Consider the following 14,277-nt stretch of genomic DNA (forward strand, 5'->3'; position numbering starts at 1 on the left):
TAATGTGTTTGCCTTTTGTGTTATAATGTTCTTGCATCTCTTGGTATCCTTTTTTTGTAGTTACTAAAAGTATATCCTATGAGATGCTTTTTTTGTACTACTGGCTAACTTAATTATATAATTTACTAAATTTTAAATTTTTAAATACACTCTTTACACAATTTATTCTTTATGTTAAAATAAATATAGAAAGTAATAATTTTGTTTTTATATGATTGTAATCAATATAAACTTTTAATACATTGATTACAAAACTCCTTTGCGACAAAATTTTATTTTTAAGTGTATATCTTTTATTAAAGACGACTTTTAGTCGTCTTTTTATTTTTTATAAACAAGTCCTTATTTATACAATCAAAATTAACCATAATTATTATACTTTCCTAGCAATCTAAAAATAAAAAATTACCCCTACTAAATTTAGTAGAGGTAATTCTTACCAAGCATAATTTGGTTCTTCACATGTCAACATGGCTGTTAGCAGCTGCTCAGGAGTAATTACTTTCAAACCTCCATAAGTAGCATCTTGCACTTTATAAGAGGGGTCTATATAATAAAGCAAGGCTATATCACTTTCGTCTGGTGTCAATGCGTATCCTATGCCTACTACATTATGCTCACCTTGCCTACCTTCATATACCTTTGACATATCAAAAGTGTAATACATGGGATATCCATCTTCAATATTTTTCTTTAATCGTTTTTTAAAAGTTGCTAAAACTTCTTCATTAACAAGACTAACACTTTCTAATCTATAACCACTCTGATTGTCAGCTGGATATTCATAGCCAAACATATATTTATTCAAAATACGGATAGCATCTTTATTATGAGTTCCAAAAGGTTCATAAGTTCCCATTTCTTTAGCGAGTGTATATTGGTCAACATCTTTATCCTTGGCACTAAGTATCATACTCACCGTAGTCGGTGCACAGTAATACCACTCTTTTTGAATTTGCTGATTAACATCTAAAACAAATTTTTTTCCTATCTTAACACCATCTACAACAGTATAATTTGGTATTTCAGGACTTTTTGTTTCTGATGTTTTGTCAGTTTTATTTTCAATTTTATCTTCATTTTTTAATTTTTCAGAAGATGCTTCCCTATCCTTTTTCTTATTTTTATCTGACATATCAGTAGAAATATTATTACTACTTATATTCTTAGAATAAAATTTATTCTTAATTATGAAAAAGCATCCTAGACAAAAAATTAAAATTAAAATTAAACTCAAATATTTTTTCATAAATATCACCTTTTAAAAAATACGAGAGAAAATCCCTCGTATTTTAATTATTATATTATGCTGCTTTTTTGTAACCCTTATTTAACATTGAGAATCCTGTAAAGATAACTACTACAATGATTACCCATGTAAGTATTTCTAAGTTTAGGTTAGTAACAAATTTGAACGCAACCCAAACCCCTAGTAATCCACCAATTGTTATCATGATAGAACCTATTCTTGTATACTTTCCTTCTTTAATGAATGATTGTGAACCAATCGCCATAAGACCAGCACAAGACGCCATCATAATTGGGAATGCTACTATTGGATTTTCTTTCCCTAAATTATTTTTATTTTTTAACAAATCAATACATAACATAACTACAAAGTAGACAGCACCTGCCCCCAATAATAGTTGTAATGATAATAATAAACTCATAGTTTTATCTCCTTTTTTGTTTTTAGACCATTAGAAAATAATTTTCATAGATTAAAACTTTAAAAATATTAGTTCCTAATGGTCTTATATTCTTAAATTTTATCCTAGTAAGAAACCATATGTTAACGGATCTTCAGGGTAGTAAACAAAATTACTAAATCCAGTAATATAGCCTGAACCTGTGATTTCTGGGATAATTGCTACATAACCTGCTAAGTCTTTTTCTTCTAATATTCTTCCTTTGAATATAGTTCCTAAGATACTTTCATATACAAATGGTTCTCCCACTTTTAATTCACTTTTTTGTATAGAGTAGCTAGTTTAGCTGATGTTCCTGTCCCACATGGTGAACGGTCAATATTACCATCTCCGAACACTACAACATTTTTATATGTTGCTTCTGGATTCGTTGGTTTGTCATAGATTTCAACTAAGTCAACCGACTTAATATGTGATAATGTTGGATGTTGTATTTCTATTTGTGCATTTACTGCATCACGTAATTTCAATGCTTTTTCTTTTAATAAAGAAGCATTTTATGGACATACAGTAAGTCCTAATTGCTCTGCTGAAATTATCGCAAAGAAACTTCCTCCAAACGAAATATAAAATTTTACTTTTCCTACACCCTCTACTTCTAACTCAACATCTTCTTTACATAGCGTATTATTTGAAAGAATTTGCTTTTCAATGCCTAGTTTAGATTTATTATTATCTACCATAGCATCCATGTATTGATTAGCAACTACTAAAGCACCTTGTTGGGTTGAGTATGTCATACCAACTACTGAAATTCCACGTCTACCTGCTTCTTCTATATGAGAGCCAAAGTCAATATGGTTATTAACAAATCCGTCTGTTGTTACGATAACTCCATCTACGCCCATAGCTTCGATAGTAATACCTAAACGTTTAGGTACATAGAATTTTTCAGAGTTTGCTTGAGGAGAACCTACTAATAATATCCCTATCAAGTCAATTTCTTCATCAGCCATCGCTTCTAATACTAATGGTTCACGGTATAGTGTCTTGAACACTCTTTAGAAGTTGGTTCGATAAAAGTTAGGGCATGAATACCACCATCTAAAATTTCTGTTGAAGCAAGCATAACTGGTAAGTTACCCAAGTCTACGTTTGGTTTTACCCCTAATGTTCCTATTTGTTCTACTGGCATAATTAGATTATCATGCATAGCACCTTGTCCCATAATTTCTTTAACGAAAACAACTTTTTTGTTACCTGGAAGGAGATATTGTTTTAAGTGAATTGTATCTACTACTAAATTATAATCATCTACAGCTTTAAGTGCTTTAAGGATTTCTTCTGTAATTGACATTTACATGTTCTCCTATTTATTTATTTTTTTACAATGCTTCGGTATAATTTGTGTCCGGCATCTCTAAGTACATGATCGATACTATGGTATACTACGACTCCTAACCTAGGAGCGACTCCTGTACCAGTGTTAGTTCAATCCTAACATGTACCTGTTTATTACCGCATTAGCCTCGTCTTTTTTCATTTTTAATACTTTTTCAGCCTGTCCTGGGCAAATACCTGGAAGTTCACAACGGTATCTTCTGTTTTTATCTGGTTTCATGCGTTTACAGATTTCAACATATACAACTTCATACCTCATACCAGCCACTATTTCGCAAAGTCTTTCTTCTCCTGCACCACATTCACAAATAAGTATACATACTTTTTCTTTACCTGTAGGGTAAGGCATAGCTACCAAGATACCTTCTGTTGTTTTTTCAATAGATGCTTCTTCTGTAGTGCTTTTACCTGTGAATGATCCACCCTTGACAATTTCACCATGTGGATGAATATATCCTCCCGCATGATGTATGAATTCTCCTATTGGCAAACCAATTGGCACATCTAAGAAAGCTTGTTCCTGTTGTACATCACCAACAACTGTTATATCTTTATCTATAAGTGGTTTTGCATCTTCTATGGCTTATCCTATTCTTCTAATAGTCTCAACATTTGAAACCACAGCATTAGCTTCTAGTAGTAATTGACCAATTTCTAAAACTTTTCCAAGAACTTCACGCACAATTACACGTTCATCACCTGCTGGATACATATCTGGTAATATTTTCACAGATACATTAAGTACATCTTTACACGCTTTACCAACAGCAAGCAAGGATTTACGATATTTTGTTTTAATCGATATGTAAGATTGTGTAGCTCCTGTTATTTCCATCATATATTGCAGACCACGAACAAGAACTTCTGATTTTTCTTCCATAAATTTAACATTATGAGAAAGAATTGGCTAATGCTCTACTGCATTTGCTAAAATATATCCACCCTCTATTTTAGTAGATAATTTTATTCTAACAGAGAAACCATCCCCACCTAAACCAACAAGACCTGAATCTTTTATTCTTTACAATATATCATTTGTATCAGGAAGTCTTACATAATCATTACTTTGTTCAGCATCTAGCTTCAAGAGCAAATTAGATTCTGTAACTTCTTCAATAACCCCAGATAAAGAAGCATGAATATTTGCTCCAAGCCCGTTAGGGATAGCTATTAATTCTCATATTTTAAATCTCTGTCCAACTTCCACTATAGGCTTACATGGTACACCTAGATATTGTTTTAGAGGAATGTTTATATTCTCAAAATTAAATTTGTAAACCAGTTTTCTCTCCTTTCTTGAAACATTAATAGTTTTCACAAGTAGTGTTCTATACCTTTAAACTAAATTTTTATTATAATACAGAAATAAAAAACAAGTATATTCTTGAAAAATAAAACAACTTTGTATCAGTTACTTATAAACGATAATCATATAAAAAGCAATGATTTTGCTAGAAAGATTTTTATACAAAGTAAATAAAACAATAAAAAACACACCTAACAAATTTATTGATAATTATTATCATTATAACACAGATCTTGCATGTCGTTTTCTGTTTTCTGTTACATTCTGTTATATATTGTTTTATATTTTATTTTTAAATTTTATAAAAATTTTTTATTTAACAATTTGATATAGCGACCAATATATGTTTGCTATTTTTTAATTGTGTTTCAAAATATAATTTTTAAAATTTAAAATTATAGTAATTTCTTCTTTATTTTAATATTATAAATTTGAATTTATTAATTTTTTATAGTAGAATATACTAACTATAATAAAACTATAAAATTTCAGGAGAAAATTTAATGAAAAAGGTAGCTATAGTTTCAGCACAACGTTCTGCTATTGCTTCTTTTGGTAAAAGCCTAAAAGATGAAAAACCTACAGAAATTGCTGCAAAAGTTATCCGTGCTTCTTTAGAAAAAATTAATTTAAACCCTAACCTTGTAGATGAAGTGATTTTAGGAAATGTCTTGCAGGCAGGTTTAGGGCAAAATGTTGCTCGTCAAGTTGCTCTACAAGCTGGTTTACCAAATAAGGTATCTGCCTTTGCTATCAACAAGGTTTGTGGGTCTGGTTTGAAAAGTGTAACCTTGGCTGCTAGTAGCATTATGCTAGGAGAAAATGATATTGTTATTTGTGGTGGTATGGAATTTATGAGCCAAGCTCCCTACCTAAGTAAACAAAGTCGTTTTGGAGCAAAAATGGGTTCAATAGAACTTGTAGATAGTTTAATAAACGACGGTCTTACTGACGCATTTAATAATTATCACATGGGAATTACAGCTGAAAATCTTGCTAAAAAATATAATATTTCAAGACAAGAGGCTGATACTTTTGCTCTAGAAAGCCAGCAGAAGGCTGAAAATGCTATAAAAAATAATAAATTTAAAGATGAAATTATCCCCCTAGAAGTAAAAGACGGTCGTGAAACTAAAATTTTTGATACGGACGAATACCCTAGATTTAATAGTACAATAGAAAAACTTGAAAAATTAAAACCTTCCTTCGATAAAAATGGAATAGGTACTGCTGGCAATTCTTCTGGGATAAATGATGGTGTTGCTTTTCTTGTTCTTATGTCTGAAGAAAAAGCTAGAGAATTAAATATAGAAATGCTAGCATATATAGAAAGTTTTGCTACTTCAGGACTAGAACCAGAACTTATGGGCTTAGGACCCGTCTATGCAACAAAAAAATTATTGGCTAAAGAAAATATTTCAATAGATAAGATAGATTTGTTTGAAATAAATGAAGCCTTTGCCAGCCAATCTATAGCCGTCATTAGAGAACTAGATATAGATAAAAACAAGGTCAACGTCAATGGTGGAGCTATCGCACTAGGTCATCCTATCGGAGCCAGCGGAGCTAGAATATTAGTTTCCCTGGTACATGAATTAAAAAAACAAAACAAAAAATTAGGACTTGCCTCACTTTGTATCGGTGGCGGTCAAGGAATTTCTCTATTAATATCTAAAAAGAATTAATATATTTATTAAGAAAGGTATAAATTATGAATATTGGAATTGATAAAATTGGATTTGCTATGCCTGACTATTATCTAAATATAGAAGATTTAGCCCTAAAAAGAGGTGTAGAACCAGAAAAATTCACAAAGGGTTTTATGCAACTTGAAATGAGTATTGCTCCCCACACACAAGATATAGTAACATTGGGTGCCAGAGCTGCTTATGAAATTTTAACAGACGAAGATAAAGAAAAAATAGACATGATTATAGTAGGAACTGAAACTGGTATTGACCAGAGTAAAGCCGCTTCTGTTTTTATTCATAGCTTGCTTAACATACAAAAATTTGCCCGTTCAGTAGAAATAAAAGAGGCTTGCTACGGTGCTACTGCGGCATTAGAATTTGCCCGTAATCACATAGTTAGCAAACCTAATTCTTATGTTCTAGTAATAGCTAGTGATATTGCAAAATACGGCATAAATTCTGGTGGCGAATCTACACAGGGTGCTGGTAGTGTCGCAATGTTAATAAAGCAAAATCCTAGTATCGCCCTAATCAATAACGACAATGTTTATCAAACTAGAGATTTAATGGATTTTTGGCGACCTAATTACAGCCCATATCCCTTTGTAGATGGTAAATTTTCTACGGAACTCTACCTAGATTGTTTAACGACAACATGGGAAAAATATTTAGAAAAAAACAAAAAAAATTATTCTGACTTTGTTGCTATTTGTTTCCATTTACCCTATCCAAAATTAGGGCTTAAGGGACTACAAGCAATAACTTCAAATATAGAAGAAGATAAAAAAAATAAACTAGAAGCAAACTTTACAGCCTCTATACTATATAGCCAACGTGTTGGTAACATATATACTGGTTCCCTATTTTTAGGACTCCTTTCACTACTAGAAAACAGCAAAAATTTAAAAGCTGGAAATAATATAGCCCTATATAGTTATGGTAGTGGAGCTGTTTGTGAAATTTTTAGTCTTACACTTGTAAAAGATTTTGATTTGAAACTGAGAAAGAATAGACTAACAAGTGATTTTGCAAATAGAACTAGGCTTGATATTGACCAATACGAAGAAATATTTTTTAAAACCATAGATTTAGATGAAAATGGTAGTGCTAGTTTTGATGACAAGTCAAAATTTGCCCTACAAAAAATTGAAAATCACAAAAGAATATATAACAAAAACTAGGTAGCGATTAATTTTCTACCTAGTTTTTATTGTTACAAACTATTTACTATGATAATATATATGTAAAATAAAATATTAGGAGTAGCCTATGACTTTTACAGGATTTTATAAAAAAACTCGCAAGGAACGTATAGAAATTTTAAAAAATTTAAATTTAATTAGTGATGAACACAGCCACGAATTATTAGAAAATATTACCTTAGATGTAGATGTTGCTGGCAATATGACAGAAAATCACATAGCAACTTTTGCCCTACCTTTTGGCATAGTCCCACAAATTTTAGTTAATAATAAAGAATATAGTCTACCTATGGTTACAGAAGAACCCTCAGTTGTAGCAGCAGCAAGTAATGCCAGCAAAATAATTGCTAAATCTGGTGGCTTTGAAACAAAAATTTTAGATAGAAAAATGATTGGACAAATCGCCCTATATGATGTTGAAAATTTTGAACAAGCAACTAGTAAAATTGAGGAAAATAATTTGTATTTATTACAAATAGCTAATGAGGCTCACCCCTCAATAGTAAAACGTGGTGGTGGAGCCTGCGATATTAGTTGGAAGATTTTAGAAGATGATGAAGTGAAATTTTTAGTAGTCTATCTTACTGTTGACGTTAAGGAAGCTATGGGGGCTAATATATTAAATAATATGTTAGAAGCTATAAAACCTTACTTAGAAAATTTAACAAATTCTTATGCCCTTATGGCAATACTATCAAATTATGCCACAAAATCTTTGGTTACGGCAAGCTGTAAAATTAAAATTCAGCATATTGATAAAGATATAGAAAAAGCAAAAGAAATAGCCAAAAAAATTGAATTAGCTAGTAAATTTGCCAAACTAGACCCATATAGAGCGGCTACTCACAATAAGGGAATTTTTAACGGTATAGACGCACTCGTAATTGCAAGCGGCAATGACTGGCGAGCCGTAGAAGCTGCCTGCCACACTTACGCCACAAGAAATGGAACTTATGAGGGCTTGTCAACTTGGATATTTAATAAAAACGAAAATATTTTATCTGGTGAAATAACCCTACCCATGCCAATAGCCAGTGTCGGTGGTTCTATCGGTCTTAACAACAGTGTCAAAATAAGCCACGAAATTTTAGGAAATCCTGATGCAAAAACATTGGCTAGCCTTATCACAGCTCTTGGTCTAGCACAAAATTTTGCAGCATTAAAAGCCCTTGTTAGTGTAGGTATCCAGCAAGGACACATGAAACTTCACGCCAAATCCTTAGCCCTTTTAGCTGGGGCAAAAGCTGAAGAAGTAGAAATAATAGCCGAAAAATTACAAGAAAGTAAACACATGAACCTAGAAACAGCAAAACTCCTAATAAAAGAAAATAAAGAAAAAATTAAATAATCTCTATCCAAACAAAATTTTTATAGACTAGATACCAAAAAAAATAAATTTTAATAAAATTTTATTTTAAAACTAAAAGATAAAAAATTTTTTATCTGTATTTAAGTTTATTTAAGTTTTATTAAATATAATATTAATATAGCAGCAAAGCTTAAAGATTTAAATTTTTTTCATAAACAACCCTTAGCCTATTTAGACTAAGGGTCTCTCCTTTTTATACAAAATTTTTATTAAATAAATTACATTAAAATCGCCCACAACTTATTAAATTAATTTTTCCAAAAAATAAGGTTTACTCTAGCTTATCTAATTTAAGATACTTGAGTAAACCTTTATTTATATTTAATTGTTTAAAAAACCTAGTAAGTCTTTAGAAAATTCTTCTGCATATTGAAAAATTGAACCATGTCCAGAATTTTTGTATATAATTAATTTGCTATTTGCAATTTTCTTATGCATATCATAAGAGTTTTCAGTCGGCACCTGCATATCATTATCGCCATTTACAATAAGAGTTGGCTGTGTAATATATTTTAGGTCATCTTCTTCTGATTTACCCCAAAGTTTTATAGCCTTTAATTGTACTAAAAAACCAGGTATATTCATTTCCTTATCCTTAAACTCTGGTCTTCTTTTTCCCATTCTATCCAGCACTTTCATAGCTTCTTTATAGCCTGCCTCATCATGATTATAAAAAATATAGCGTTTTGGGTCAACTCTTTTTAAGGCTGCCTTTAGCATAAATTTAAAAGTTTTTCCTGTTACTTTATCTAGTTCCTTGCTACCTCTTGAGCCAGTACCAGCTAGTATTAATTTTTCTACTAAATTTTTATCTTTTCTTACAACTTCTTGTGCAATCATACCTCCCATTGAAAGACCTAGTAGATTTATTTTTTTATAGCCCAGTTGTTTGATAATATCAATAGTTTGGCTTGCCATAGCAGGAATACTGCCAGCTACCTTACCAGTACTTGCTCCTACTCCTGGCAAATCTAAAACTATAATGTGGTGTTTTTCTGAAACAAGGTCTAAAAGTTTAGGGTCCCAATTATCTAGGGTTGCCGCCAAATGTACCAACATTACTAAAGGTATTGGGCTTTTTCCTGCACTCAATTCTCTGTATGCAATTTTTTCCCCATTTACAAATATATATTTATTTGCCTGTTCTAAATATGTCATCTATCCTACTCCTTAAATGTTAGTACTGTTTTTCCTCTTGAACGTCCATTTGCTATCTTGTCTAAAGCCTCATTAACATCTTCAAATTTAAAAATTGTATCAACAGACGGTTTAATTTCTAATTTTGTAAATATATCAGCAACTTCTTGTAGTTGTTTACCGTTAGATTTAACAAAAATAAAATTATAGGTTACTCCGTATTTTTCTGCCATTTTATCAAATTTTTTACCAACTAGAGCGAATAAAAATTGTTTCCATTTTGGTAAATTCATTCTCTTAGCAAACGACCCATTTGGCATAGCACGAAGTGATACTAAACTACCACCTTTTTTCATAATACTCATCTGTTTTTCTGTTTCGTTCCCACCTAAAGTATCTAACACATAATCAACATCTTTTAGTATTTTTGTATAGTCCTCTTTTTTATAGTCCTCTTTTTTATAGTCTATAAATTGGTCAGCTCCCAAATTTAAAACTCTTTGTGCATTTGAACCATCACCATTTGTAATTACTTTTAAGCCTTTGGCTTTGGCTATTGGGATTGCCATACCTCCGACACCACCAGTTCCACCAGAAATAAAAATTATTTTTCCGCTTTGGTAGTTCATTATATCTAAAGCCTGCATTATCGTCAGTGCTGTTAGTGGAATAGCTGCAGCTTCTTCATCGCTTAGATAGGCTGGCACCTTGGCTAATGCTTCTTCATTTACTGCTATATACTCTGAAAATGCACCGATTTTCTCTAGTGGCAGCCTTGCAAATACCCTATCACCAACCGAAAAATTTGAAACTGACTTCCCTACTTTTTCTACGACACCCACAAATTCATTACCTGCCACCTGTGGTAGTTTATAAGGAACAATTAATTTAACTTCTCCTCTTGAAATCATGTTGTCTAAAGGATTTACTCCAGCTGCCAAAACCTTTATTAAAACTTCATTAAATGAAATTTCTGGTTTTGAAACTTCCTTAAATTCTAATTTGATATTATTTTTATTGTATTTAGTGTGTATTGCTACTTTCATTTTTTTCTCCTATTTTATATAAATCTTCTATTAATTGATGTAATGTTTTACTTTCTAATTCTTTTATAAAGGCTCTTTCTGAACTTTCAAAAACTGGGTCTAGTACATCTTTTATATTTGCACCGACTGGGCATTCAATATTTGCTTGGCCGTGAATATTTAGAATTTTTTTATCTTGATAAATTGAATTATATATAACAGCTAGGCTAATATCCTTTACATCTTTTGACAAACTAAATCCTGATTTACCTTGACTACTTTCAATTAAGCCTGCTTGTTTTAACAGTGCTATTATTTTTCTAATGTGGCTACTGTTGGTATTAACACTTGTTGCCAATAATTCTGACGAAGCCACATTCTTTGTTTCTGAAATGTAGAGCAATATATGTAAAGCAACAGAAAATCTTGTATCCATAAATTATCCTTTCTTCTTTATTAAAAATCTTATATCTTTTTAAAAATTTTCTTTTTAACTTATTCTTGTTTTAGATACAAGTATAAGTATAATTTTAATTTTTCTTTTTGTCAAGAGTTTTTTAATATTTAATTATAAAAATTTTTTATTAGTTTTAAGTCAATTTAAGTTTCATCAACTATAATAATATTAGAACTTATATTTTTAGATTTTTTCATAAATAACCCTTAGCCTATTTATACTAAGGGTTTCTCCCTTTTATGGAAATATATTTTATTCTTAATATCAATAAAATTTTAAACTTTTATGAAAATCATAAAAAATTATACATTCTGATTTTTGTAAAGTAAAAATAAAAATAATGCCTACTTGTTAGACATTATTTTTATTTTTTATTTTTTATTTTTTATTTTTTATTTTTTATTTTTTATTTTTTATTTTTTATTTTTTATTTTTTATTTTTTATTTTTTATTTTTTTCTAATTTTGTAAAATACTGTTATTAAAAGTAGTAAAATAAAAATACTTCCTATAAGTAAATAAGGATTTAAATTTTTAGGTATTGCAGGCTTGCTATTTTCTTTTTCTATATCTACTTTTGAATTGTTTTCTTTTTTATCTAAAGAAGCAGTTCTTGTTTCTTCTTTTTTATTGTCTTTTATGTTTGAAGTATTGTTTTCTTTTAACTTAAAATTATTATTTAATATATTTTTTTCTGACTTAATTAAATTATCTTGTATGTTTTTATCTATATCTAATGAAACATTACTAATTGCTACTGAATTGCCTCTTACTGCTGTATCTTTTTCTAAATCGCTATTTTGTTTTATTTCCGTTTTTTCCAAAGAATTATTAGATATTTTTTCTTTTTCATATTCTTTTATACTTGATAAATTATTTTCTTTCAGCTTATAATTATCATTATCTAGTATACTTTTAGGTACTCTTCTTAAATTAAATCTTCCCTTGTCTTGAGCAATCTTAGCAATATCCAATAAAATATCGTCCATCCCCCAAGAACCTGTCAACATCACACCAAGAGGTAGATTATTAGAAGAAACATACATAGGAATTGAAAGGGCTGGCTCTCCTGTCAAGTTTGCAATTTGGGTAAATGGTGTTTTTACAAGCATAGGCTCCCACTGTCTGTTTAATAGTTTTAAACGTTCTTCTTGACTAAGTTGTTCAATATTTAACATATCTTCTAGGTCTTTTTTGTCAATATACATATCTGTATTGAGTGGGGCTGTTGTTGCTGTTGTCGGAGTTAGCAAGAGCGGAAAATTCTTGTGGAACATTTCCATTTTGTTTGTATATGTGGCTACACGTTTCCATACTTCGTCAACTTGTTTTTTTAGTTCCTTCTTATCCATATCTCTATAAGTAATATACAAGGCCCACACAAGGGGATCAACATCTTTTTTTGTATAGTTTTTTTCTGCTAATTTTTTTTCAAGATTGCCAAAACCACCAGCACTGGCAATACTTAACAATGTATAATCACGCATAATATCACGACCATTTACTACCCACTCTACTTCTTTTACTGAAAAACCTTGTTCTTTAAAGAAGTCAACACTCTCCATTAGAGCTTCTTTTGCCTCCCTGCTTACCTCTGTTCCCATTGGAGAAATAGCTGTGTATCCTATTGGTAATGTTTTGATATCTGACACTCTTAGAGGAGTGGCTTTTTTATTACGAAGATGCTCTAATAAAACTTTAGCATCTTCTACATTTTTAGTTAGTGGAAAATGAACGGCAGGTGTTCTACTATCACGATTAGCATTATAAATCATACCACGACTAGGTTTTAATCCTACAAGTCCTGTCCAAGAAGCAGGGATACGAATAGATCCTCCTGCATCACTACCGCTTGCTATTGCAACCATACCACTTGAAATAGATGCCGCCGATCCACCAGATGAACCCCCTGCATTATAATCTGTATTCCAAGGATTAGACGTTGCACCATATAATTTTGAATCTGTGATATTTCTAAGCCCATACTCTGGATAATTAGTCTGCCCCAAGACTATAAAGCCCATTTTTTTCAATTCTCTTACCATAGAACCATCTGACTTTGAAATATTGCCCTTGTTAAAGACAAAACCATTAGTATTTTCTCCGCCCTTAGTAGTATGCCCCAAGCCTTTTACTAAGATAGGAACTCCTAAAAATGGTTGTCCTGTATCTTCTAGTTCTTTGGATTCCTTAAGAGCTTCTTCTCTTTGAGTTGTGATAACAGCGTTTAAGTCTTTATTTTTACTATCTATAACTTCATAAGCTAGTTTAACCAAGTCTTCACTAGTAACTTTTTTCTCTCTAACCAATTCGGCTAATTCTAAACCACTTTTGCTTTTATATTCCTCTAGCGTCAACTTGTAAGCTGGTCTATCTTTTTCAGATGATGCTATATTTGCTTCGTGTGGAACTTCTCTTGCATAAACCATACTTGACGACATAAAAATATTTATTGCTAATAAAACCGCTATAAACTTATTTTTCTTTTGCATATATAATCTCCTTTTTTATATTAGTATTTATAATTATAACATTTTTTTAAAAAATATAATAAAAAATTTCTTTTAATATCAAAAATTTAAACTAAATTTAATTGATAATTATCTAATTAATTTTTTAAAACTATTATTTTATTTAAATAAGGTATTAATTCTTCATTTACATAATAAATAGAAAATTCTTATTAATTGTTCTGTTAAAATTAATTTTATTACAAAACATAAATTCTATTATAAGCCAACTATATTAAGAAAATTTTTAGATAAGCTATTTTTAAAATTTAACTTTATTTAATTAGATATTAAATAATATTGAAAATTTAGTTTTTTTAGTATATATTGTTCTTTACTCATAAAAAAATGAACCCTAAAATAAGGTGCCCCCATAAAGTTGTACCTAATACCAGAGTAAGCATTAATGCTAAGTCTGGTATTTCTTTATATCTTTCCTCCCCTAAAGGTAGGAAATTTTTATGCTGTATTCTTCTTTCTATATTCTACTGGTGATAAGTATCCTAATTTTTCTTTTATCCTTTCGTCGTT

12 protein-coding genes and 1 pseudogene are annotated in these 14,277 nt (G+C 30.3%); 3 read left to right on the forward strand and 10 right to left on the reverse strand.

The features are described from left to right. Positions 1-436: 436 nt before the first annotated feature. The 6 genes and pseudogenes from KMP12_RS06445 to KMP12_RS07935 form a co-directional block, all read right to left on the reverse strand. Entirely contained in the window at positions 437-1,249 is an 813-nt protein-coding gene (locus tag KMP12_RS06445; RefSeq protein WP_215756920.1) for a C39 family peptidase, read from the reverse strand. Positions 1,250-1,304: 55 nt separating this feature from the next. Beyond that, on the reverse strand, positions 1,305-1,670 hold the full coding sequence (locus KMP12_RS06450; protein WP_215756921.1) for a hypothetical protein: 366 nt from the start codon (positions 1,668-1,670) through the stop codon (positions 1,305-1,307). A 99-nt stretch (positions 1,671-1,769) separates the two neighbouring features. Next, positions 1,770-2,665 (reverse strand): annotated as a pseudogene (locus KMP12_RS07650) (proline racemase family protein). 11 nt (positions 2,666-2,676) lie between these two features. Then, positions 2,677-3,006 (reverse strand): hypothetical protein, encoded by a 330-nt coding sequence (locus KMP12_RS07655; protein WP_252344735.1) that lies wholly within the window; start codon positions 3,004-3,006, stop codon positions 2,677-2,679. Between the two features lie 129 nt (positions 3,007-3,135). Further along, on the reverse strand, positions 3,136-3,540 hold the full coding sequence (locus KMP12_RS07930) for a hypothetical protein (protein ID WP_215756922.1): 405 nt from the start codon (positions 3,538-3,540) through the stop codon (positions 3,136-3,138). A gap of 93 nt (positions 3,541-3,633) precedes the next feature. Next, positions 3,634-3,930, reverse strand: coding sequence for a hypothetical protein (locus KMP12_RS07935; RefSeq protein ID WP_215756923.1), 297 nt, complete (start codon positions 3,928-3,930; stop codon positions 3,634-3,636). Positions 3,931-4,859: 929 nt separating this feature from the next. On the opposite strand from KMP12_RS07935, the gene KMP12_RS06475 reads away from it, so the two are divergent. The 3 genes from KMP12_RS06475 (at position 4,860) to KMP12_RS06485 (ending at position 8,597) form a co-directional block, all read left to right on the forward strand. After that, entirely contained in the window at positions 4,860-6,041 is a 1,182-nt protein-coding gene (locus tag KMP12_RS06475) for an acetyl-CoA C-acetyltransferase (protein ID WP_215756924.1), read from the forward strand. A gap of 26 nt (positions 6,042-6,067) precedes the next feature. Next, positions 6,068-7,228 (forward strand): hydroxymethylglutaryl-CoA synthase, encoded by a 1,161-nt coding sequence (locus KMP12_RS06480; RefSeq protein WP_215756925.1) that lies wholly within the window; start codon positions 6,068-6,070, stop codon positions 7,226-7,228. An 88-nt stretch (positions 7,229-7,316) separates the two neighbouring features. Then, positions 7,317-8,597 carry a hydroxymethylglutaryl-CoA reductase, degradative gene (locus tag KMP12_RS06485; protein WP_215756926.1) on the forward strand — a complete coding sequence of 427 codons (1,281 nt, stop codon included), beginning with the start codon at positions 7,317-7,319 and terminating at the stop codon, positions 8,595-8,597. A 342-nt stretch (positions 8,598-8,939) separates the two neighbouring features. Here the strand turns inward: KMP12_RS06485 and KMP12_RS06490 are convergent, their stop codons facing one another. From KMP12_RS06490 to KMP12_RS06505, 4 genes are all read right to left on the reverse strand, one after another. Then, the gene (locus KMP12_RS06490; protein ID WP_215756927.1) at positions 8,940-9,776 is read right to left on the reverse strand and encodes an alpha/beta fold hydrolase; all 837 of its coding nucleotides are present in this window, start codon (positions 9,774-9,776) and stop codon (positions 8,940-8,942) included. Positions 9,777-9,781: 5 nt separating this feature from the next. After that, a complete protein-coding gene (locus KMP12_RS06495) occupies positions 9,782-10,801 on the reverse strand; it encodes an NADP-dependent oxidoreductase (protein WP_215756928.1) in 1,020 nt (339 codons plus the stop codon). Next, a complete protein-coding gene (locus tag KMP12_RS06500; protein ID WP_215756929.1) occupies positions 10,779-11,216 on the reverse strand; it encodes an Rrf2 family transcriptional regulator in 438 nt (145 codons plus the stop codon). The genes KMP12_RS06495 and KMP12_RS06500 overlap by 23 nt, the downstream gene beginning before the upstream one ends. Before the next feature lie 469 nt (positions 11,217-11,685). Next, the gene (locus tag KMP12_RS06505) at positions 11,686-13,728 is read right to left on the reverse strand and encodes an amidase family protein (RefSeq protein WP_215756930.1); all 2,043 of its coding nucleotides are present in this window, start codon (positions 13,726-13,728) and stop codon (positions 11,686-11,688) included. Between the last annotated feature and the right edge of the window lie 549 nt (positions 13,729-14,277).

Source organism: Gemella sp. zg-1178, assembly GCF_018790995.1.
Taxonomy (GTDB): domain Bacteria; phylum Bacillota; class Bacilli; order Staphylococcales; family Gemellaceae; genus Gemelliphila.

Coding starts and splice junctions, on each gene's coding strand:
- KMP12_RS06445 (WP_215756920.1), bottom strand. CDS start 1,249: ATGAAAAAATATTTGAGTTTAATTTTAATTTTAATTTTTTGTCTAGGA.
- KMP12_RS06450 (WP_215756921.1), bottom strand. CDS start 1,670: ATGAGTTTATTATTATCATTACAACTATTATTGGGGGCAGGTGCTGTC.
- KMP12_RS07655 (WP_252344735.1), bottom strand. CDS start 3,006: ATGTCAATTACAGAAGAAATCCTTAAAGCACTTAAAGCTGTAGATGAT.
- KMP12_RS07935 (WP_215756923.1), bottom strand. CDS start 3,930: ATGGAAGAAAAATCAGAAGTTCTTGTTCGTGGTCTGCAATATATGATG.
- KMP12_RS06475 (WP_215756924.1), top strand. CDS start 4,860: ATGAAAAAGGTAGCTATAGTTTCAGCACAACGTTCTGCTATTGCTTCT.
- KMP12_RS06480 (WP_215756925.1), top strand. CDS start 6,068: ATGAATATTGGAATTGATAAAATTGGATTTGCTATGCCTGACTATTAT.
- KMP12_RS06485 (WP_215756926.1), top strand. CDS start 7,317: ATGACTTTTACAGGATTTTATAAAAAAACTCGCAAGGAACGTATAGAA.
- KMP12_RS06490 (WP_215756927.1), bottom strand. CDS start 9,776: ATGACATATTTAGAACAGGCAAATAAATATATATTTGTAAATGGGGAA.
- KMP12_RS06495 (WP_215756928.1), bottom strand. CDS start 10,801: ATGAAAGTAGCAATACACACTAAATACAATAAAAATAATATCAAATTA.
- KMP12_RS06500 (WP_215756929.1), bottom strand. CDS start 11,216: ATGGATACAAGATTTTCTGTTGCTTTACATATATTGCTCTACATTTCA.
- KMP12_RS06505 (WP_215756930.1), bottom strand. CDS start 13,728: ATGCAAAAGAAAAATAAGTTTATAGCGGTTTTATTAGCAATAAATATT.